Source organism: Paraburkholderia oxyphila NBRC 105797 (genome assembly GCF_000685075.1).
GTDB lineage: Bacteria > Pseudomonadota > Gammaproteobacteria > Burkholderiales > Burkholderiaceae > Paraburkholderia > Paraburkholderia oxyphila.
In genome coordinates, this window is sequence record NZ_BAYD01000102.1 from 1 (window position 1) to 20,895 (window position 20,895).

Below are 20,895 nucleotides of genomic sequence, written 5' to 3' on the forward strand. Positions count from 1 at the left end.
CAGATAGTGCGCGGCGCCTTCCACTTCGAGGAACACCGAGGTCTTCAGGCCGCTGAACTTGCCGAGGCCCGGAATATTGAGCGGCGCGCTGGCGGGAATTTCATCGAACTGCACCTTCTGCTTGAGGCGGTAGCCCGGCACGTACGCATGCACTTTCGCGACGGTCTCCTCGATCGACTGCTCGATCTTCGCGCGGTCCTCGAGATCGGAAAGCGTATAGACGGTGTCGCGCATCATCACCGGCGGCTCAGCGGGATTGAGCACGATGATCGCCTTGCCTTTTGCCGCACCACCTACCACTTCAATCGCCTTCGAGGTGGTCTCGGTGAACTCGTCGATGTTCGCGCGCGTGCCCGGTCCCGCCGACTTGCTGCTGATGGACGCGACGATCTCCGCGTAATGCACCTTCGCCACGCGTGACACCGCGGCAACGATGGGGATGGTCGCCTGGCCGCCGCACGTGACCATGTTCACGTTGGGCGCATCGATATGCGAATCGAGATTCACCACGGGCACGCAATACGGGCCGATCGCGGCGGGCGTGAGGTCGATCATGCGAATCGATGGCTTGAGCTTGCGCAGCAGCGCGTCGTTCTTCACGTGCGCGCCGGCCGAGGTCGCGTCGAACACGAAGTCGATGTCGTCGAACACGGGCAGGCGCGTGAGGCCTTCCGCGCCTTCATGCGTGGTGGCCACGCCCAGACGCGCGGCGCGCGCGAGGCCGTCCGATGCCGGGTCGATGCCGACCATCGCCGCCATCTCCAGATGCTGGCCATGACGCAGGATCTTGATCATCAGATCCGTGCCGATGTTGCCAGAGCCGATGATCGCGGCCTTGAGTTTTTCCGAAGCCATTTGAGTTCCTCAATCAGGCGGTAAAGGTCGCGCGAACGGTGCCGAGGCCTTCGATCAGCGCGGTGTAGGTGCCGGGTTCCTTCACGGCCACCATGGGCCCGAGCGCACCCGTGAGCACGACGTCTCCGGCACGCAGCGGCGTGCCGAGCTGCACCATGCGATCGGCGAGCCAGACGGCCGCGTTCAGCGGATTGCCGAGACACGCGGCGCCGTTGCCGCGCGAAAGCACGTCGCCATCGCGCGAAAGTTCCATCGCGCAGGCGCTCAGGTCGAGCTGGGAAAGCGGCACGGGACGGCTGCCCACCACGAAACGCGCGCTCGACGCGTTGTCGGCCACCGTATCGACGAAGCGGATGTCCCAGTTCTGGATGCGGCTATCCACCACTTCGATGGCCGCGAGTGCATATGCAGTGGCGTTCAGGATGTCGACGAACGTGTGTTTCTCCCGCGTGAGATCGCGTTCGAGCACAAGTGCGATTTCCGCCTCGACTTTCGGCTGAATAAGTTGCGAAAGCGGAATCGGTTCGCCGTCGCCATACGCCATCGAAGCGAACAGGGCGCCGAAGTCGGGCTGATCAACGCCCAGTTGCTTCTGCACCGCGAGCGACGTGAGGCCGATCTTGCGGCCCACGATGCGCTCGCCGTTCGCCACGCGCAGATCGACGTTGGCTTGCTGCACGGCGTAGGCGGTTGCCATGTCGTCCAGCGGAACGCCGCCCTTCACGATCTCGCCACGCACGGGCTCGATCGTTTCACGCGATGCTTCGGCTTCGCGCAGCCGCGCGGCGAGCGCCGCGACGAGTTTCGGATCGGTCATACCGTTCTCCCAGACAGGTTCAGTCAGGCCACCAACGCAAGCGCATCGGCGGCTTGCGCGGGTGTGGCGTGCATGGTGGCGAAGCCGGCGATCCACTCGGGAATCGCGCGGTAGTAATCAAGCGACGCACGGTACGGGCCATAAGCCGCCAGCGCGCCGAATGCAGCAACCCACGTGCGAATCTCATGCGCCGACTTGCCGCCGTCGCGCGTGATGGCCGCGTTGGTCATGCCGTCCACTTCAGTGAGCTCGCCCGAAGCCAGGCGCTCGAGAAACGCGCGATCCCACTCGGGATTGAGCGGATGCAGCGGGCTGTCGCCGTTCGTGAAGGCCTGCGCGGCCGCCACGGTGCGCGCCTGGCGCGCGGCGCGCGACTCGGGCGTGGGATTGCGGCCCGCGATCAGGCGCTCGGCCACTTCGGGCGTCGCGCCAATGAGCTCGGGCACGGGCGGCTCGTGCGAAATGCCGCCCGAGCCCACCATGAGCACGCGCCGGTTCGTGCGCGAGAAGAAGCGGCCGATCGCGTCGCCTAGCAGACGCGCGCGGCGCAGCGTGGCCATGGGCGGCGCAACCGAATTGATGAACACCGGAATCACCGGATAACGATCGAGGCCGCCCGTGAGCACTTCGAGCGCCTGCGCACAACCGTGATCGACTTGCATGCGGTACGAAAGGGCCACGTCGATGTCGGCTGCGAGCACGTTCTCCGCGAGCGCATGCGCCAAATCTCCGGGCACGGGCAGCGTGCCGGCCATGCTCTTGAAATCGCCGATCGCCTGCGCCTTCGCGCCGATGCAGAACGGCGGCATCACGTCGTAGAAGAAGCCGTTGAAGTGATCGGGTGCGAACACAACGATCAGGTCAGGCTCGAAGGCCTCGACGCGCTCGCGTGCGGCACGGCCCGCGCGCTCGACTTCGGCCACCACGTCCGGCGGCGGATCGAAGTAGCCGTGCAGCGGCGTGTGCGAAAGACATTCCAGATGAATGGGCATATGCGTGCTCTTCCTGATGATGCTGCTCATGCTTCTGCTGCCCGCGCAACGGCAACGTTGCCGCGCGAGGGACGGTTGTGCGGGACTGCAACGGCGCCCGGCTCGCGCGCGGCCACGCCGGTCACACCGAGCTTGCCCGCAAGCTCGACGATCGCGTCCGAGACTTGCTGGGGCGTGCACACGCCCGCCACGAAACGGTCCGGGCGCAGCAGCACGACCGACTCCGGCAGGCGGCTAAACCAGTCTTTGAGCCGGCCCTGCACGTCGCCGAGGGCTAGCACGCCCTCGGGCACGTCGTCGGCGTAATCGAGCTGGACGTCGGGCTTCGCGAACACGAAGCGCGCCCCAAGCCGCTCCCACAGCGCACGCGCCTCCGGCGTCAGGCCGAACGTCGGGTCCGCGCCCCAGGCCAGCACGGCGAAGCCGTTGCCGATCGCATCGTCGAGCCGCACGACGCGGCCGTCTTCCATGCGCACGCGCGGCTGAATGAACATGCGCCCCACCGGCGACGCCGCATGCGGATCGCGGCCATACGCGAGACGGCCGAGCAGCGAATCGCGCTTCTGGCTCATCAGGCCCAGCATGCGGCCCGGTGCGGAATTGCCCGAGCGTTCGAGCCCGCGCGCGAGCCAGCCGCCCGTCGATTGCGACGGCGGCAGCAGCACCACGCCCGCTTCGTAACGCGGCATCGGCTTGAAGCGCATTTCCACGAAGTAGCGTTTCACCGCGGGAAACAGGTTCATCGAGCGCACGAAACGGTCGCGAAAGCGCGCACCGAAGCGCGTGGTCGGCGCGAAGATATCGCCGGCCACCTCAGAGAGATGGATCATCGAGCGCGCATGGGCGCGGCGCTCCACCGTGTAGGTATCGAGCAATCGACCGTCGGCCTGGCCCTTCGCGACCATCGCGAGCTTCCAGCCGAGGTTGTTCGCGTCGCGAATGCCGCTGTTGTAGCCCTGGCCCTGCCACACCGGCATGATGTGCGCCGCGTCGCCCGCGAGCAGCACGCGGTCCACGCGAAACGTCTCCGCCAGACGTGCGTTGTGTGTATAGACACGCTTGCGGATGTAGTCGACCTTCTCCGGGTCCGCAACCACTTTGCGGATCAGCGCGGCCATGTTCTCGGGCTTCGAGAGTTCCTCTTCGGTCTCGCCCGGCATCACCATGAATTCGAAGCGGCGAATGCCATGCGGCAGCGCCGCGGACACATAGGGCCGCTCGTGATCGCAGTGCATGTAGATGTGCGGCGAGCCGATCGGATCGTTGCGCACGTCCACCACGATCCACTGGTTGGGCTTCGTGCGGCCTTCGAAAGGCACGTTCAGGGCGCGGCGCACGAGGCTGTTGCCACCGTCCGCGCCCACCATCCAGGCTGCGCGGATCGTGCGGCGCACACCGCTTGCGTCGCTCACGTCGATCGACACGCCCTGCGCATCCTGCACGAACGCGTTGACGCTATGGCCGAGCAGCACCTCCACATGCTCGAAGCGCGCGAGGCCGTCATAGAGCACGCGGTCGGCGAGCGGCTGGATGAACGCATTGCGGCGCGGCCAGCCGAACTCGTCGGTGCGCGGCTCGATCGACGCGAAGCAGTGGCCGTCCTTCGTGACGAAGCGCATCCAGTGATCGGGCGTGGTGTGCGGCAGCAGCGCGTCGGCAAGGCCGACCGCCTGGAACACGCGCAATGCTTCGTCATCCAAACCAATTGCGCGCGGATAGTCGATAATCTGGTCGAGCTTTTCGATGAGCGTGACGCGCACGCCCTGCAGGCCGAGAATGTTGGCGATCATGAGGCCCACGGGGCCCGCGCCGATGATGGCGACGTCGGTCGAACGCGGACCGGAGCGGACGGGGTCCGCCGCTATGGGAGTGGTGTGCATGGTGTCTCCTTCCCGCGCGACTCATCGGCCGCTGCGGATGCTGACAGGGGGTGCCTGAAATCGGATCACCGGGTTGGAAGCGGTGTCGCCAACGGGTGAATGCAAGCGAGTCTAGGGGCGCGCCGGAGCCCTCTCAACATTTTTCGAGAAATGTGCATAGAATGCACAGGGTTGATTTAAAAGCGATTTTTCATGACCAAGTATGCAAACGTGCGGGGCCTGGCGCGCGGTCTGGAGGTGCTCCGGGCGCTCAACGCGATGGAGAACGGGCGAGCGACGAGCCAGCAATTGAGCGAGGCCACGGGCCTGCATCGCACGACGGTGCGGCGTTTGCTGGAGACGCTGGTAGAGGAGAATTTCGTGCGCCGCAGCGCATCGGACGACAGTTTCCGCCTCACGATCGACGTGCGCGCGTTGAGCGAAGGCTTCACCGATGACGAAAGCATCGCGACCGTCGCGCCGCCGATCATGGGCCAACTGCTGCAACGGATCGTCTGGCCATCGGACCTCACGACGCCCGACGGCGACGCAATGATCATCCGCGAGACCACGCACCGTTTCAGCCCGCTCTCGTTTCACCGCGCAATGGTGGGTCGCCGCCTGCCGATGCTGCTCACGGCGGCGGGCCGCGCCTACTTTGCCGCCTGCCCGGAGGCGGAACGCGAGGACATACTGGATTTGCTGCGCGCGGGTGCGGGCGGCGAGCAGCAACAGAAGCTCGCCTCGGACCCGGCGTTCATTCGCAATCTCGTGCGGCAAACGCGTGCCGATGGATTCGGCTCGAATCACGGCGACTGGGCGGACCAGCGCAAGATCGGCGCGCTCGCGGTGGCCATCTGCTCGCATGAGCGCGTGATCGCGAGCCTCAACGTCATCTACCTGGAACAGGCGATCCAGCCCGCGGAGGCGGTGCGCCGCTTCGTGCCCGAATTGCAGCGCGCGGCACAGGAGATGGAGAAGGCGCTGGAAGCGCAGGAAGACGGCGCGGGCGCCACCAAAGACTAAACGGTCAGTCGCACGGGAATACGCGCTACGTCACGACGCTTGCAGACCATCACGTACATTCGCGCGCACGAGCTCGAATAGCGCTTCGAGCTCCGCGCCATGCGGCTCCCTGCGCGTCACCATCAGCAGATCGATACGCGGCGGCTCGCCCGCCAGCGGCCGCGTGCAAATCGCGGCGCTCGTGAGCGATTCGACATACGCAGGCAGCAGCGCATAGCCAAGCCCCATGCCCACGAGATTCAGATTCAGCAGAATATTGGTGGCCACCTGCGCGACGTTGCGTTCGACCGCGTGCGCGGCGAACCACGCATCGGCCACGTCGTACACCTGCCCCGAAAACTGCGGATGCGTGCTGATGAACGGCTCGCCACCCAGCATGCGCGGTTCAATGCGCTCGTGCTGCGCGAGCGGATGCGCACTCGGCAGCACCACCACGAGCGGCTCGGTCAGCACCACTTCGCTCGCCAGAGCACTGCTCTGCACGGGCCGCCGCATGAAGGCCACGTCGATCTCGCCGCGCAGCAGCGCCTCTTCCTGATCGGCGGTCGGCAGACTGCGCAGCTCCACGTTCACTTCGGGAAAGCGCAGGCGCAGGCGCGGCAGGATTGCCGGGAAAACCCGAATCTCGGCGGCGGGCACGAAGCCGATTGTGACCGTGGCGCGGCCCTGCCCCACCTGACGCGCGCGCGTCACCGCACGATCGGCTTGTGCCACCACGAGCCGCGCTTCGGCGAGAAAGACCTTGCCCGCCTCGGTCAGCTCGACCTTGCGGCGCGTGCGCTCGAACAGTGGCGTCCCCACTTCGTCTTCGAGATTGCGGATCTGCTGGCTCAAGGAGGGCTGCGCCGTGTGCAGGCGCTCGGCCGCGCGCGTGAAGCTCAGCTCGTCGGCAACGGCAATGAAATAGCGCAGGTGTCTCAGTTCCATGCTGAAAGCGTCGTCGGGTTATCGTTCAAAAGTCTAACCGACTACAAACAAAATATTTCACAACGATAAAGCGAACGACGAAGATCCGTCTGCATTCCCGCAAAAAAGGCAATGCTGCCACGGAGGAGACCCGCATGTCCGCAACCATCGACATCGATGCACTCGTCGACGCGCGCAACGGCCGCGTCACGTCGTCGATCTATACCGACCCCGACATCTATGCGCTCGAACTCGAGCGCATTTTCGGCCGCTGCTGGCTGTTCCTTGCTCACGTCAGTCAAATACCGAAAGCCGGCGACTTTTTCAATACCTACATGGGCGAAGATCCCGTGGTGGTGGTGCGCCAGAAAGACGGCTCGATCAAGGCGTTTCTCAATCAATGCCGCCATCGCTCGATGCGCGTGAGCTTCGCCGATTGCGGCAACACCCGCGCGTTCACCTGCCCCTATCACGGCTGGTCGTATGGCGTGGATGGCGCGTTGATCGACGTGCCGCTCGAACCGCGCGCCTACCCGCAGGGCCTGTGCAAGGAGAAATGGGGCTTGCAGGAAGTCACGCGCGTGGCCGTCTATAAGGGGCTCGTGTTCGGCAACTGGGACGCGAGCGCGCCCGAGCTCGAAACCTATATGGGCGATATTGCGTGGTATCTCGACGGTGTGCTCGACCGCCGCGAGGGCGGCACCGAGATTGTCGGCGGCGTGCACAAATGGGTCATCGACTGCAACTGGAAATTCCCCGCCGAGCAGTTCGCGAGCGACCAGTATCACGCCTTGTTCACACACGCATCCGCAGTGGAAGTGCTGGGCGCGAAACCCAGCGCAGAGGGAAGCCAAAGCGGCGCGCTGGGCGCGGGCCAGACCGCGCGCCCCGTATGGGAAACCGCGAAAGACGCGTTGCAGTACGGGCAGGCGGGCCACGGCAGCGGCTTCTTCTTCACCGAGCAGCCCGACGCGAACGTATGGGTGGACGGCGAAGTTTCGCAGTACTTCCGCGACACCTACGCCGAAGCCGAAGCGCGCCTCGGCAAGGTGCGCGCGATGCGGCTTGCAGGCCACAACAACATGTTCCCGACGCTGTCCTGGCTCAACGGAACGGCGACGCTACGCGTGTGGCATCCGCGCGGGCCGAATCAGGTCGAAGTGTGGGCCTTCTGCATCGCCGACAAGGCGGCATCGGACGACGTGAAAGCCGCCTTCGAGCGCAGTGCGACGCGCGCCTTCGGCCCAGCCGGTTTCCTCGAACAGGACGACTCGGAGAACTGGGCGGAAGTGCAAAAGGTGCTGCGCGGCAACCGCGCGCGCAAGACGAAGCTATGCCTGGAGATGGGTCTTGGGGGCGAGCGCGTTCGAGAGGACGGCATTCCTGGCATGACCAATTACATCTTCTCGGAGACGGCCGCGCGTGGCATGTACCAGCGGTGGGCCGATCTTTTGATGTCCGGGTCGTGGGACGAAGTGAACGCGCGCACGGCGCAGTACGAAGCGGAGGTGCTCAAATGAGCGAAATCGCCGAGATGCAAACGGCGCCTGCACCGGCCTGCGTGCCGCACGCCCTCCATCACGAGATCGAGCAATTCCTCTTTCACGAAGCCGCGCTGCTCGACGAATGGCGCTTTCGCGACTGGCTCGAATTGATGGCGCAGGACATTCACTACACCATGCGCACGACCGTCAATGCGCAGACGCGCGATCGGCGGCGCGGTGTGCAGCCGCCCACCACGTGGATTTTCAACGACACGCACTTTCAGCTCGAACGCCGCGTGGCGCGTCTGGAAACGGGCATGGCGTGGGCCGAGGAGCCGCCCTCGCGCACGCGCCACCTCGTGACGAACTTGCGCGTGCGCCCCTCCGGATCACCCGTCGAATACGAGGCGCACGTGAACTATCTGCTCTATCGCGCGCAGAAAGAGCGCGATGAAACCATTTATGTGGGCCGCCGCATCGACCGTGTGCGCCGCATGGCCGACGCCGGCTGCGCGCACGGCTGGCAAATCTGCCGCCGCGAGATCACGCTCGATCAGGCGGTGCTGTCCTCCCATAACCTGAGTGTGCTTTTCTGATCATGGCCCATATCTTTGTCTGCCAGGACGACGCATTGTCCGATGGCGAAGCCATCAAGGTCGATGCTCCGACCGCCGCCATCGCCGTTTTCAAGGTGAACGGCGAGCTCTACGCGCTGAACGACCGCTGCACGCACGGCAACGCTTCGATGTCCGAAGGGTATATCGAGGACGACGGCACGGTGGAATGCCCGCTGCACGCCGCGCGCTTTTGCCTGAAGACCGGCACGGCGCTGTGCCAGCCCGCCACCGAGGCGCTCAAGACCTTCCCGGTCGCATTGGTCGACGGTGCTATTTACATTGACGTGCCGGAGGCCGCGTGATGACTCCGTCCAAGGGCTGGCTCGACAATGAAGTGGCATTGATCACGGGCGGCGGCTCGGGCCTCGGCCTCGCGCTCGTCGAGCGTTTCGTCGAAGAAGGCGCACGCGTGGCCGTGCTCGAACGCTCGGCGCAGAAGGTCGCGGTGCTGCGCGAGCGCTTCGACGCGCACACGCTCGTCGCCGTGCAAGGCGACGTCACGGCCTATGCCGACAACGAACGCGCCGTGCAAGCCGCCGTCGACACGTTCGGCAAGCTCGACGTCTTCATCGGCAACGCGGCGATCTGGGATCACGCGTCGAGCCTCGTCGACCTCTCGCCGGAACAACTCGAAAGCGGCTTTCAAGAACTCTTCTCGATCAACGTGAAGGGCTATCTGCTCGGTGCGAAGGCCGCCTCGCACGCGCTCATCGCGAGCGAGGGCAGCATGATCTTCACGCTCTCGAATTCGGCGCTCTATCCGGGCGGCGGCGGACCGCTCTACACGGCGAGCAAGCATGCCGCCGTGGGCATCATCCGCCAGCTCGCCTACGAGCTCGCACCAAAAATCCGCGTCAACGGCGTGGGCCCGTGCGGCATGGCAAGCGATCTGCGCGGCCCCGTTTCGCTCGGCCAGCAGGACCTGCGCATCATGGACTCGCGCACGCCCGCAGCCATCGCCGGCATTCTGCCGCTGCAGTTCTTTCCGCAGCCCGCCGACTTCACCGGCCCCTACGTGATGCTCGCCTCGCGTGCGAACAACCGGGTGCTCAGTGGCGTGATGATCAATGCGGACGCCGGGCTTGGGATTCGTGGCATCCGCCACGCCGCGGGCGGCCTGCATCTCTGATGGACACGCCAATGACGAATGCCTCGACCATTGCGATCGTGGGCGCGGGACAAGCGGGCGCGATCGCCGCTGCGGAACTGCGCCAGCAGGGCTACGCGGGCCGCGTCGTGTTGATTGGCGACGAAACGCACGCGCCCTACGAGCGGCCACCGCTGTCGAAAGACGTGCTGCTGCAGCCGGAGAGCGCACGCTGCGCGATCTACGCGGACGACTTCTACGCGCAGCACGCCATCGAGCTCAGGCTCGGCATGCCGGCCGTCGCGCTCGACGCCGACGCACAAACCATCACGCTGCAAGACGGCGCCTCGATCGCCTTCGATCACTTGCTCCTTGCCACCGGTGCACGCGCACGCCGCCTGCCGATGCTCGATGCGCTGGGCGGGCTGGGCTTGGACGTCCACACCTTGCGCACGCTCGACGACGCGCGGCGCCTGCGCACGGCCCTTCAGCCAGGCAAGCGCGTGCTGCTGGTGGGTGCGGGCGTGATCGGCCTCGAACTCGCCTCTAGCGCGATCGATCTCGGCGCACAGGTCAGTGTGATCGAGCAGGCGCCGCTCGCGATGGCGCGCTGCGCTCCGGCCGTGCTGAGCCACCATCTCTGCGAGACGCATCGCGCACGCGGCGTTGCGCTGCATCTGGGCGTGCCGCTCGCATCGGCCGCACGCGAGCACGACGAAATCGTGCTCACGCTCGAAGATGGCACGCGCCTCGCAGGCAATGCCGTGATCTATGGTATCGGTGTGGAACCCGAAACGGCGCTCGCAAGCATGGCTGGCCTCGAGGTCGAGAACGGCATCGTGATCGACGCACAATGCCGCACATCGCATCCGCGCATTTATGCGGCGGGCGATGCCGCCGGCCAGCGCAGCGTTGCAAATGCAGGCATCGCCCGCCAGGAAACATGGGAGAACGCGAAGCATCAGGCTGTGACAGCCGCGCGCGCGATGCTGGGCATCGCGCCCGAAGCGCTGGACGCGCCCTGGTTCTGGACCGATCAGTGCGGCCTGAACGTGCAATTCGCGGGCGACATGCGCGCCGCCGAATGGATCGGCCGCGGTTCGCTCTCGGCGCCGCCGTGCGTATTGTTCGGTCTCGACGCCGATGGCGTACTGGTGGGCGCCATCACCGTGAACCTGGGCCGCGAGATGCGCAACGCGAAAGCGCTGATCGCGAGGCGCGCCCGGATCGCGCGCGATGTGCTCGCCGATCCGGCGCACTCCCTGCGTGATCTGGCCCGCGCCGCATCCTGAACCCGCTCGTCAGGTCGGCGAGAAGCGCCTTTTCAACAATTTGCGAAAAGCGCTTGCAAGCCCGCGCGAGTCTCTCTATAATTCGCGCTCTCAACAGGCTCGTAGCTCAGTTGGTTAGAGCACCACCTTGACATGGTGGGGGTCGTTGGTTCGAATCCAATCGAGCCTACCAACGAATATGCAGTAGCGCGTGCGCACGCAGTTCAGCACCACGCAATGACAATGACGCACTCCCTCACGGGACTGCGTCATTTTCTTTTGGCTCTTTCAAAAAGTGCAGGCGCGTCGAACACGCCTGCACTTGCCAATCAGCCGTGAACCCGCATCAATCGAGCGCCTTGTCGTTCGGATGCGCGAACAGTTCCTTCATCTGCTGCGAAAGCGGATAGTCGAGATTCATGCCGTTGGGCGGGATCGGCTGCGTGAACCACTTCGTGTAGAGCTTCGCCATTTCGCCCGAGGTCTGCATCTTCGCGACCGTCTCGTCCACGAGCGCCTTGAATTGCGGATCGTCGCGCCGCAGCATGCACGCGTAGTTCTCCGAAACAGGCGGCGTGCCCACGACGACATAATCCTGCGGGTTCTTCGTCTTCGCGCGCTCGCCGTAGAGCAGCGGCTCGTCCATGACGAACGCCACGGCGCGCCCCGTCGTCACGTTGAGGAACGATTCGGCGTGGTCTTTCGCGCTGATGATCGTCATGTTCATATGCTTCTCTTCATTCATCTTGCGCAACAGGCGCTCGTCCGACGTGCCCGCCGTGGTCACGACAGTCTTGCCCGCGAGGTCGGGGAAGTCCTTCACGCCGGAGTCCTTGCGCGTAATGAAGCGAATGCCGTAGAGGAAGATGCTGTTCGAGAACGCGGCCTGATTCTGGCGCTCGAACGTATTCGTGGTGGAGCCGCATTCGATGTCGATGGTGCCGTTCTGCACGAGCGGAATGCGGTTTTGCGAGGTGATCGGAATCGTCTTCACCTTCAGGTTCGGCGTATTGGTCTTCTGCTTGACCGCATCGACGATCTTCAGCGCGATCTCCTGCGAATAGCCAATCACGTTCTGGTTCTGGTCGTAGTAAGAGAACGGAATCGACGACTCGCGCGTGCCGAGCACGATCACGCCGCTGTCGTGAACCTTCTTGAGCGTGCCCGTGAGCTCGTCCGCGTGCGCGATGCCCGAGAGCACCGTGAATGCCAGCGCCATCGCCGCGATCAGTTTCGTTTTGTTCATCGTGCTCTTCTCCCAACTCGTCAAAGTGAAGATGTTGCCTCGCAGTGAATGCGCGGTTCGTGGTGCCCCGTTTTGATGCCCCGTTGATGCCTGGATCTGATGCGTGATGCCGTATGCGTGTTGCCTGATGCCTGCTGCTCGCCGTGGTTCAGCGACCGGGCGCGAACGGACCGCCGTCGAGCGCCAGCTCGCGCCCGGTGAGCAGATCGGCCATCAGTTGCGCGCTCCCGCACGCCAGCGTGAAGCCTAGCGCGCCGTGCCCCGTATTCATCCACAGATTGCGGAAATGCGTCGCGCCGATCAGCGGCTTGCTGTCCGGGGTGGCCGGGCGCATGCCGGTCCACGTCTGGATCGCACCAAAGTCGCCGGCCTCGGGAAACGTCTCGCGCGCCTGGCGCGTGAGCAACGCAATGCGCTCGTTGTCCGCATGCGCGCTCATACCCGTGAGATCGACCATGCCCGCAATGCGCAGCCGCTCGCCAAGCGGCGCGTAGACCACCTTGTGATGCGCATCCGTGACCGAGACGCGCGGCGCGCCCTGCGTGCTCGCATTGGGCAGCGTGAGACTGTATCCCTTGAGCGGATACATGGGCACGCTCACGCCGAGCGAAGCCAGCATGGGCTGGCTCTGAAAGCCCAGGCACACCACGAACGCATCCGCTTCGATTTCGCCTGCCGACGTCACGGCCGCCTGCACACTTTGTCCTTTCGTACGGAGTCCAGATAATTCGGTGGCGAGACGCAAATCCACGCCGTCGCGCTGCGCCGCGCGCGCAAGACCGCGCGTAAAGCGGTCGCAATCGCCGGCTTCTTCACCCGGCGTGTGAATGCCGCCCGCCAGCTCGCCGCCGATGTGTGCGAGCGCAGGCTCGAGCGCGACGCACGCCGCGCCATCGAGCGCGTGCTGCTCGCAGCCGAACTGCGCCTGATAGCCGGCTTGGCTGCGCGCGCCCTCGAAGGCCTCGCGGTCGCGATACACCACGAGTTTGCCGTTGCGCACGTAGTCGAACGCGAGCGCCTCGCGCTCGACGAGTTCGTGCATGAGGCGCTGGCTCAAAAAGCCGAGACCGAGCAGCTCCGCCGTGGTTGCGCGGCTGCGCGCGCGCGTGCAGGCGCGCAGAAACGCGACGCACCAGCGCCATTGGCGCGGGTCCAGACGCGGCACGAAACGCAGTGCCGCCTCGCGCGAGAACAGCCATTGGGGCAGCTTCGGCAGCACCGAAGGATCCGCGAGCGGCGCCACGTAGCTATAGCTCAGCTGGCCGCCATTGGCGTGGCTGGTCTCCTGTGCCACGTCCGCGTGGCGCTCGACCAGCGTTACCTGATGTCCATCGCGGGCAAGAAAATACGCGGTCGTCACACCGATCACGCCGCCGCCCAGCACACAAATTCGCATATCCCGCTGTTCTCGTTGGTTTTCGTGTTCTATGGCCGCCCCGGCGGCCCATGACACCAGTTTCGCGAGACAAAATCACAAACTCAATTGCGAATTGAGCTAGGGGTATAACCTCAGGTTAAGGAAAGCGCCTCGCGGGTGCGGGATGCCACAAACGACGTACGCCAATTACGCGGTGTTGGGCGAATTTCTGCGCACAACGGCAGACAGGCAAGGCCTTGCGCCTTGCCTTTTTCCCATGGCCCGGCGCGAGCGCGCCGGCCATGGCGAGGCGCCCTAGATATTCAGCCGCGTGACCTTGGTGCCCGCAAGCGAGACGTCGGCCATGAGGCCCGCGTTGGTCAGGACGAACACTTCGACCGGATGGGTGGCCGTGTTGGTGTCGACGGCGCCGTTCGCGCCCACCGTCACGAGCGCGACCGAGGCGTCGGCGCCCGCGGCCCAGCCATCCGTGCTGCGGAATTTGGTTAGCGCGTCCTGGGTCATGAAGCAGAAGATGATGGCCTTCGACTGAGCGCCCGCTTGCAGGCCCAACGAGCCCGATGCCGTGCTGTAGTAGCCCGTCGTGGCGCCGCCCACGCGCAGCGCGCCCTCGCCGTACTGGGCGCCGACGATGAAGCCGGCCTGCAGCACCGAAGGGAACACCAGCACGCCGCGCGACTTCGCGACGAGCTCACGCGAGCCTTGCACGGTCGAATAGAGCTTCGCCAAGGCATTGTCGACGCTTGCGTCGATCGACTGGCGCTTTGACATATCGGTCGCCGCGTTCGAAGTGTTGCCTGGCGTAGTGGTACAGCCCGCGAGCGCCAGACCGCCGGAGGCAAGCGCGACGGCCGCCGAAAGCATGAAGTTGCGTCGTTGCATGTCGTTGTCTCCACACAATAGAGGGTGTGTGGAGGGGTGCCGCAAGGCGTGTGCCCGGGCATGCGATTGCACCCGATTTATGGCATACCGACGCTCAGGTGCTCAAATGTTGCAATAGCGTCGAAGCGAAACCGGCCGATGCAGGCCCATCTGCCTGCATCGGCCGGCGACATGCTCACGTGCCCATCCGGCTCAAGGCGTGGTGGCCTGCCAGGACGAATCGGGATCGAAGCTCTTGAGCGCGGCGGCGGTGCGCGCGCCGTTGGGCCCGAGATTCTTCTGGTAGAGCTTGCCGTCCTGATTGACGATGAAGCTCATCACGCCCGTCTTGCCATACTGCGCCGGCCATGCCACGAGCGCGAAGCCGTTGGCCAGCTGGCCGTTCTCCATGTAGCTGCGCGCGCCGCCGTCCGCATGTGCCCCCTGCGCGGTGAGGATGCGGAAGTGGTAGCCGTGATACCCCTCCTGCGGCGTGACTTTTGCGTTGTGCGGCATGGTTTCGGCAAGCGGGCCGAGCGGGCTCTCGGCCTCACCGGGCTCGACCGGCCAGTATAGGCCGTCGTGCGTGCCGGGCGTGCTCACGATGCGCTGTGCGTAGTGCTGCATCAGCTTGCGGTAGTCGTTCTGCGCGTCGACATAGGCGAGCGAGCTGAGCATGGCCGCGCGCTCGTTGCGGCCGATGCGCCGCGTGAGCACTTCGCTTGCGCCCTCGCGCGGATCGAAGCGCCAGCCGCTGGCGTTCTGCACGATCGGGATGGGCAGCGTCCAGCCACTGTCGCCCACGGCCAGGTGGGCGCTCGCCTTGCCCGCCACGGGCGTTTCGTCGGCCACGATCTGATGGCCCTTCGCCCATGCGCCGAGGAAGTCGTAAATGTCTTCCTGGCCGATGTCCCTGGTGGGGATGAAGTGCTGGAAGTCGTTGCCGAGCACGTGCTTCATCGCATCGTGGTCGTTGGTGGCAAGCGCATTGGTGAATGCGTCGGCCGCGGCTTCGGGCGTGGCGTAGACCGCCTGCGCCGAGGCCACGCCCGCGCCGGGCATGGCGAGCAGCGCAGGCGCGGCGAACAGCGAGAACGCCAATACTGAAGTGAGCCGGGCGAACCCGGCAGGCCGCGCGCTGCGCGATGCGCGTTGCGACAGACGGCGTGCGTGTTTGCGGATCATCGCAAGACTCCTATAGAGATTCAACGACGACCGAAGTGGCGTTCGCCACCACCGCCACCACCCAGCCGGCCACCGCCGCCACCACCGCCGAACGAACGTCCGCCGCCACCCGCACCGTTGAAGCCACCGCCGCCCTGGCGCTGCTGGAACGCGGTACGGCTCTGCTGACCGCGCTGCGCGTCGGCGCGCGCCGCGTTGCCGTCGCCGGCGCCACGCAGCGCGTTGTCGCGATTCGCGCTTTGCGAGCGGTTGCCGAGATCGTTCGGCCGATTGGCGCCCTGCGTGCGATTGTTGAGTTCATTGCCACGGTTGCCGTTTTGCGCGCGGTTGTTCAGCTCGTTGCCGCGATTGGCGTTCTGCGCGCCGTTCGCGTTGGGCCTGCCGCCCTGCTGGATGCCCTGGTAGCGCTGCTGGGCGTTGCCGCCCATGTTCTGCCCGGTGCGATTCTGCAAAGTCTGCGCGGCCTGCTGACGCGACTGGTCGTAGCCGCGGAACTGATTGCGCTCGCCGTTCAGATTCGCATTGTTGGCGCGTTGGCCGTTGAAGTTCTGGTTGCGGCGCTCGACATTGGCGTTGCGATTCCAGTTCGCCGTGCCGGTATTCGAGCTGATGCGGTTGTTGACGTTGATGTTGTTGTAGCGGTTCACGTTGATGTTGACGTCGTGGTTACCCCAGCCGAAGCCGCCCCACAACGAGTTCGCCACCGCGATGCCCGCGCCGAACGCGAGCCCGCTCACGAAGCCCGTGGCGAGCGCATAGCCCGGAGGCGGCGGCATGTAAACGGGCGGATAGGCCGGATACGGCCACGCGCCGTACACCACGGTCGGGTTATACGTAGGCACGTACACCACTTGCGGGTTGGCGGGCTCGATCACGATCGTTTGCGTGGTGGAGGTGCCCGTTGCCGGCTGCACCACGACTTTTTGCTGTTCGTTGGTCTTGAGGTTGCCTGCCTTCTGAGCCTGCGCGCGCAGGCGCTGCACGGAGTCCATGACGTCGTTGGGCTGGGCGAGGAACGCGTTGCCGATCTGCGAGACCCAGTCGGGCTTGGTGGACATGGTGGCAAGCACCTGCGGGAAGGCCACGAGCGACTGGACGCTCGGGTCCCACGGCTGCGAAGCGACGGCCTTCACGGCATCGTCGCCTTTCAGATTCGGATTGGCTTTCGACCACTCTGCGGCCGCCATCACGTCCTGCGGGAACGTGGCCGCCATGAGCACCTGCGCGAGCAGCGCGTCAGGATAGAGCGCGATGGGCGCGGTGAGCGCATCGAGTTGCTGGTTGGAAAGATGGGCCGCGTTCTGGGCAATGGCGGCGGTGGGCCCGGTCGGGCCGATGAAAAGCGGTGCGGCCGCGAGCGCGGCGCACATGAGCCAGGCAGCGCGCTGGCGTACACCGGACGATTTCACGAATCGTTCCTCCTCGTTGCGGATGGGTCATTCAGGTTCCCGAAGGAGACCTGCCTGCGGTACGGACTGAGATTCGAACAGCGGCACCGCGATGTGATGCGACGTCAAGCAACGTACTGCGGCAAAAATAAAGGGGTATGACTCAAGGTGTCAACAGCGATTTCGCTAAAATTTGCCCGTTTATAAAAACGCGTCAATTGCATTGAACAAACCCGAATTCGAAACAATCCGCACCGCATGTAATTCCGCTTTTCATTCAATGCTCTGCGCCTTCGGGCTGCTTGCGTCCCGGCGACAGGTGCATACGCACAAAGCCCACGTGTTCGCGCAGCACATAAAAGGCATCGGCATAGGCGAGCGGCATCCGCAGCGTATTGAGTGCGCTCTCGATCTCGTCGAGTTCCGCGACCAGCGCGCGCCGCTCTTCCTCGCTCGAATGCTTGAGCGCATCGCGCTCGATGGCGATGAGCGCGCCGTAATAGCGATAGATGCGTGAGCGCACGCGCCAGCGATACAGCGCGGGAATCGCGCGCAGCGACGGAAAGACCAGCACGGCAAGCGGCAGCAGCAGCACGAGCAGGCGGTCGGTCACGCTCGCGAGCCAGAACGGCAGCGTGCGGTAGAGAAAGCTCTTGCCCGACTTGTAGTAGCGCGTGGCGTCTTCGCTGATGCGGAAATCGTGCGCGACGGGACTCGGGAATTCGCCCGCGCGCTGCAGCAGTCCGGGTACGCCGTTCACCTCGCCGGCCGCCTCGATGATGAGGTCGGACACCGCCGGATGCAGCGTGTTGCGCGCGACGATCTCCACGGTCGGGCCGATCATATGCACGGTCTGCGGCGGCACGTGGCGGCTCAGGTCGAGCACGCCGGGCGGCAAGTCGATGCTCTCGAGATAGGGAAAGAGCCGCGTATAGGCGGCCTGCTCGTCGAAGCTCATCACCGAGATGCCGGGAATGCCGAGCAGCCGCTGCATGAGCTCGCGCGTGGTGGAGTCGCCGCTCAGCATGGCAACGTCCACGCGGTTCGAGACCAGCGCCGTGGCGGCCTCCATGCCGTCGAGCGGCAGGAAGGTGGAGTCGCCGCCCGGCTCCATGCCGTTGGCGTCGAGCAGCTTGAGCGAGAGCTCGCGTGTGCCGCTGCCCACGCGGCCGATGGCGATGCGCTTGCCGTCGAGCGCGGAAAGCTGCGTGAGCCCCGAGCCGCGATAGAACACCACGATGGGCAGATACGCGACGCTGCCGAGCGAGACGAGCGAGCGCGTGTCGAGTCCGTCGGCCACGCCGCCCTGCACGAACGCGAGATCGACCTTCGCCTTGGGATCGAGCAGGCGCTGCAGGTTCTGGACCGAGCCGTCCGACTCCAGGATCTTGAGCTTCACGCCATTGCGCGCGAGGATCTTGCGGTAGGCCTCGGCCATCTGCATGAACGAGCTGTCGCGCGGCCCCGCGCTAATGGTGATGCTGCGCGGCGGCGCCGGGTCGACGAGCCACACGAAGATCGCGACGACCGCGATGCAGAACAGCGCGATCGGCAGCGACGTGAGCGCGAGATCGCGCCACGCTGGGTGCGAGGGGTCGCGCATGAAATGCGGCAAAGGCTGTCGATGTCGTTTCATGAGAACCCGGCGGCCATGCGTCGAACTCAGGAAACCTCATCATGCCATTTTCGCGCCGGATCGGAACGCTGGTGTTTGCGAGAGTGTGCGTATGCGCAATCGCGCCGCGTTGCCGGCTCGACGGCGGCCCATCCAGGCGGCCCTCAACCAGGCGGCCACCCCTACGCGGCCCGCACCTCGGCGGCCCCCCTGAAAGCAACGTAAGCGCTCTATGCGCGACTCATCGCGGCATCAGTGCGCCGCCGCGCCGGTGAGCGCGAAGAGCTCGGCGCGCAGCGCCCTCGCGCGGTCGCGCTTCATGTACTGCTCGAATTCGGCCTGCGCGTCGAGCCACAGCGCATGCGCCTTCTCGTAGCGGCGCGCGCCGCTTGCCGAAAGACGGTAGACGAGCGTGCGCGTGTCGTGCTCGGCCGCGAACGCGAGCACGAGGCCATCGCGCTGCAAGGGCTTGAGCGCACGCACGAGCGTCGTGCGGTCCATCACGAGGTCGTCCGAGAGATCGGCCGCGGTGGCGTCCGGATGGCTGGCAAGACGCGAAAGAATCGTGAATTGCGCGGCCGTCAAGCCCACCTGCGAAAGATGTCGCTCATAGAGCTGTGTGACGAAGCGCGCCGCCTGCCGCAGCGCAAAACAGTTGCATTCCTCACGTGTCACTCGCTTGGCCATCGCTCCCCACCCTGGTTCGCTTCGTTCGTCATGCGCCGTGCTCGCCCTGCACACGCACGTGCAGGGCCATCATACTTTCTCGAGCGCAAGCGCGATACCCTGGCCGCCGCCGCTGCAAAGCGTCACGACGCCGCGGCGCGCGAAGCAGGCGTGCCCGCGCCGCCCGCGACCACGTCGCCGCTTTCGCTCCAGCCGCCGCCGAGCGACCGGTAGAGCGCCACCGCCGCAAGCGCGCGCTCGCGCTGCGCGTTGTTGAGCAGGTCGGCGTCGACAAGCCAGGTCTGTTGCGCGCTCAGCACGTCGAGAAAGTCGGCCGCGCCACCCTTGTAGAGCTGGTTCGCGAGCTTGAGCGCCTGCTCGGAAGACGTCACCGCGTTGCGCAACTGCTGCGTCTCAACCGCGGTGCTCACGAGGTCGCTGCGGCTGTCTTCCACCTCGCGCAAGGCCTGCAACATCGTCTGCTGCAAGTTCAGTTGCGACTCGCGCATGCGGCTCTCGCTCTGCTCGATATCGGCGGTGATGCGGCCCGCGTTGAAGATCGGGCTCGTCGCGCTGAGCGCCGCGCTGAAGAGGTTATCGGTGAGCGTAGGCAGGCCCAGGTACGACGATGCGAGCACGCCGTCCGTGAGATTGAGCGAGAACTTCGGATAGCGCTCCGCGCGCGCGACGCCCACTTCGGCCGCACGCTGCTGCACGGTCGCATACGCGGCCTGCACGTCGGGGCGGCGCAGCAGGGCCTCCGAGGGCAGCCATTGCGGCACGCCCGCGGGCGCCGCGGGAATGGGTGCAGCGGCCGCCAGCGCGAGCTGCGCGACCGACTCGGGCGTGCGCCCCGTGTACACCGCGATGAGGTTCAGTTGATGGTCGATGCTCGCCTGCGCGCGCGGAATGCGCGCCTGCAATTCGCTCAACTGCGTTTGCGCACGCGTGACGTCGAGCTGGGTCGACAGGCCGTACTTCAAGCGGTCTTGAGTCAACTGCAACGTGCGCTGCCTGATCGATACGTTGTCCTGCAGAATCTTCAGCTCGGCTTGCGCCCAGCGCAGATCCACGTAGGCCGATGCGGTATCCGCCGCCAGCGCGAGCCGCACCGCGTCGAGCGCATGTTGCTGGCCCACCAGGTTCGCCTGCGCCGCGAGCAGGTCCAGACGCTCGCCGCCGAACACGTCCGGTGCCCAGCTCAGCGCCACGCCGGCGCCCGCCTCTTTCACGTAGCCGAGCGGCGGCGGCGTGTTCTGCCGCTCGTAGGCGCCTTGCGCCGTGAAGTCCAGTTGCGGCAGCAGCACGGCGTGCTTCTGCGTCGTGATCGATTGCGCCTGCTTCACGCGCTCGGCCGCGGCCTGCAAGTCGAGATTGCCGCTCAGCACGCTCGAGAGCAGCGCATCGAGTGTCGGGTCGTCGAACTGGGCCCACCACGCGCGCGCATCGACGGCGTCCTGCGGCGCGTCGATGCGCCAGGCGGCGGGCGCCGTCGCCTGCACGGCGGCCGGCAGATCGGCGTGCTGCGCGGGCTGCACGGCGCAGGCGGCAAGCACGGCCGCGGCGAGCGCCGCGAGCCCCGCACGTGCGAAGCGCGCCGGCTTCGAGTGAGAATGGTCTCGCGATTGCATAGGAAACCTCA

19 protein-coding genes and 1 tRNA gene are annotated in these 20,895 nt (G+C 65.6%); 7 read left to right on the top strand and 13 right to left on the bottom strand.

Annotated features, from left to right (window positions below; all coding sequences use genetic code 11):
- The 4 genes from BO1_RS38575 to BO1_RS38590 form a co-directional block, all read right to left on the bottom strand.
- A partial coding sequence (locus tag BO1_RS38575) for an acetaldehyde dehydrogenase (acetylating) (RefSeq protein WP_028222139.1) occupies window positions 1-855 on the bottom strand: 855 nt, incomplete at its 3' end.
- A 13-nt stretch (window positions 856-868) separates the two neighbouring features.
- Window positions 869-1,672: a 2-keto-4-pentenoate hydratase gene (gene mhpD / locus BO1_RS38580; protein ID WP_028222140.1), complete on the bottom strand. Its 804-nt coding sequence runs from the start codon at window positions 1,670-1,672 to the stop codon at window positions 869-871.
- A gap of 23 nt (window positions 1,673-1,695) precedes the next feature.
- Complete coding sequence (locus tag BO1_RS38585; RefSeq protein ID WP_028222141.1) at window positions 1,696-2,664, bottom strand: 3-carboxyethylcatechol 2,3-dioxygenase; 969 nt, start codon at window positions 2,662-2,664, stop codon at window positions 1,696-1,698.
- A gap of 26 nt (window positions 2,665-2,690) precedes the next feature.
- A complete protein-coding gene (locus BO1_RS38590; RefSeq protein ID WP_043288406.1) occupies window positions 2,691-4,544 on the bottom strand; it encodes a bifunctional 3-(3-hydroxy-phenyl)propionate/3-hydroxycinnamic acid hydroxylase in 1,854 nt (617 codons plus the stop codon).
- Between the two features lie 192 nt (window positions 4,545-4,736).
- Here BO1_RS38590 and BO1_RS38595 point away from each other — a divergent pair, with 192 nt between their 5' ends.
- On the top strand, window positions 4,737-5,549 hold the full coding sequence (locus tag BO1_RS38595; RefSeq protein WP_028222143.1) for a DNA-binding transcriptional regulator: 813 nt from the start codon (window positions 4,737-4,739) through the stop codon (window positions 5,547-5,549).
- Window positions 5,550-5,579: 30 nt separating this feature from the next.
- Here the strand turns inward: BO1_RS38595 and hcaR are convergent, their stop codons facing one another.
- Window positions 5,580-6,476, bottom strand: a complete 897-nt coding sequence (gene hcaR, locus BO1_RS38600) for a DNA-binding transcriptional regulator HcaR (protein ID WP_028222144.1) — start codon at window positions 6,474-6,476, stop codon at window positions 5,580-5,582.
- 134 nt (window positions 6,477-6,610) lie between these two features.
- Here hcaR and hcaE point away from each other — a divergent pair, with 134 nt between their 5' ends.
- From hcaE to BO1_RS38630, 6 genes are all read left to right on the top strand, one after another.
- Entirely contained in the window at window positions 6,611-7,975 is a 1,365-nt protein-coding gene (gene hcaE, locus BO1_RS38605; protein WP_043288408.1) for a 3-phenylpropionate/cinnamic acid dioxygenase subunit alpha, read from the top strand.
- A complete protein-coding gene (hcaF, locus tag BO1_RS38610; RefSeq protein ID WP_043288410.1) occupies window positions 7,972-8,535 on the top strand; it encodes a 3-phenylpropionate/cinnamic acid dioxygenase subunit beta in 564 nt (187 codons plus the stop codon). Before hcaE ends, hcaF begins: the two co-directional genes overlap by 4 nt.
- A 2-nt stretch (window positions 8,536-8,537) precedes the next feature.
- Window positions 8,538-8,858 (top strand): 3-phenylpropionate/cinnamic acid dioxygenase ferredoxin subunit, encoded by a 321-nt coding sequence (gene hcaC, locus BO1_RS38615; protein ID WP_028222147.1) that lies wholly within the window; start codon window positions 8,538-8,540, stop codon window positions 8,856-8,858.
- Window positions 8,858-9,685, top strand: a complete 828-nt coding sequence (gene hcaB, locus BO1_RS38620) for a 3-phenylpropionate-dihydrodiol/cinnamic acid-dihydrodiol dehydrogenase (RefSeq protein WP_043288413.1) — start codon at window positions 8,858-8,860, stop codon at window positions 9,683-9,685. The genes hcaC and hcaB overlap by 1 nt, the downstream gene beginning before the upstream one ends.
- Window positions 9,686-9,696: 11 nt before the next feature.
- Complete coding sequence (hcaD, locus tag BO1_RS54575; protein WP_043288415.1) at window positions 9,697-10,935, top strand: 3-phenylpropionate/cinnamic acid dioxygenase ferredoxin--NAD(+) reductase subunit; 1,239 nt, start codon at window positions 9,697-9,699, stop codon at window positions 10,933-10,935.
- A gap of 95 nt (window positions 10,936-11,030) precedes the next feature.
- Window positions 11,031-11,107 (top strand) — tRNA-Val (locus BO1_RS38630).
- Window positions 11,108-11,260: 153 nt separating this feature from the next.
- Here BO1_RS38630 and BO1_RS38635 read toward each other — a convergent pair.
- From BO1_RS38635 to BO1_RS38675, 8 genes are all read right to left on the bottom strand, one after another.
- Window positions 11,261-12,160 (bottom strand): glutamate/aspartate ABC transporter substrate-binding protein, encoded by a 900-nt coding sequence (locus BO1_RS38635; RefSeq protein ID WP_043288417.1) that lies wholly within the window; start codon window positions 12,158-12,160, stop codon window positions 11,261-11,263.
- A 148-nt stretch (window positions 12,161-12,308) separates the two neighbouring features.
- Window positions 12,309-13,589, bottom strand: coding sequence for a D-amino acid dehydrogenase (locus tag BO1_RS38640; protein ID WP_407670061.1), 1,281 nt, complete (start codon window positions 13,587-13,589; stop codon window positions 12,309-12,311).
- A gap of 243 nt (window positions 13,590-13,832) precedes the next feature.
- Window positions 13,833-14,420, bottom strand: coding sequence for a BPSL1445 family SYLF domain-containing lipoprotein (locus BO1_RS38650; RefSeq protein ID WP_028222151.1), 588 nt, complete (start codon window positions 14,418-14,420; stop codon window positions 13,833-13,835).
- 192 nt (window positions 14,421-14,612) lie between these two features.
- On the bottom strand, window positions 14,613-15,584 hold the full coding sequence (locus BO1_RS38655) for a DUF2950 domain-containing protein (RefSeq protein WP_028222152.1): 972 nt from the start codon (window positions 15,582-15,584) through the stop codon (window positions 14,613-14,615).
- A 20-nt stretch (window positions 15,585-15,604) separates the two neighbouring features.
- Window positions 15,605-16,993 (bottom strand): DUF3300 domain-containing protein, encoded by a 1,389-nt coding sequence (locus BO1_RS38660; protein WP_028222153.1) that lies wholly within the window; start codon window positions 16,991-16,993, stop codon window positions 15,605-15,607.
- Window positions 16,994-17,249: 256 nt separating this feature from the next.
- Window positions 17,250-18,608, bottom strand: coding sequence for a TAXI family TRAP transporter solute-binding subunit (locus BO1_RS38665; protein WP_028222154.1), 1,359 nt, complete (start codon window positions 18,606-18,608; stop codon window positions 17,250-17,252).
- Window positions 18,609-18,839: 231 nt separating this feature from the next.
- Window positions 18,840-19,274, bottom strand: coding sequence for a MarR family winged helix-turn-helix transcriptional regulator (locus BO1_RS38670; protein ID WP_028222155.1), 435 nt, complete (start codon window positions 19,272-19,274; stop codon window positions 18,840-18,842).
- A 122-nt stretch (window positions 19,275-19,396) separates the two neighbouring features.
- Complete coding sequence (locus BO1_RS38675) at window positions 19,397-20,884, bottom strand: efflux transporter outer membrane subunit (RefSeq protein WP_043288419.1); 1,488 nt, start codon at window positions 20,882-20,884, stop codon at window positions 19,397-19,399.
- Between the last annotated feature and the right edge of the window lie 11 nt (window positions 20,885-20,895).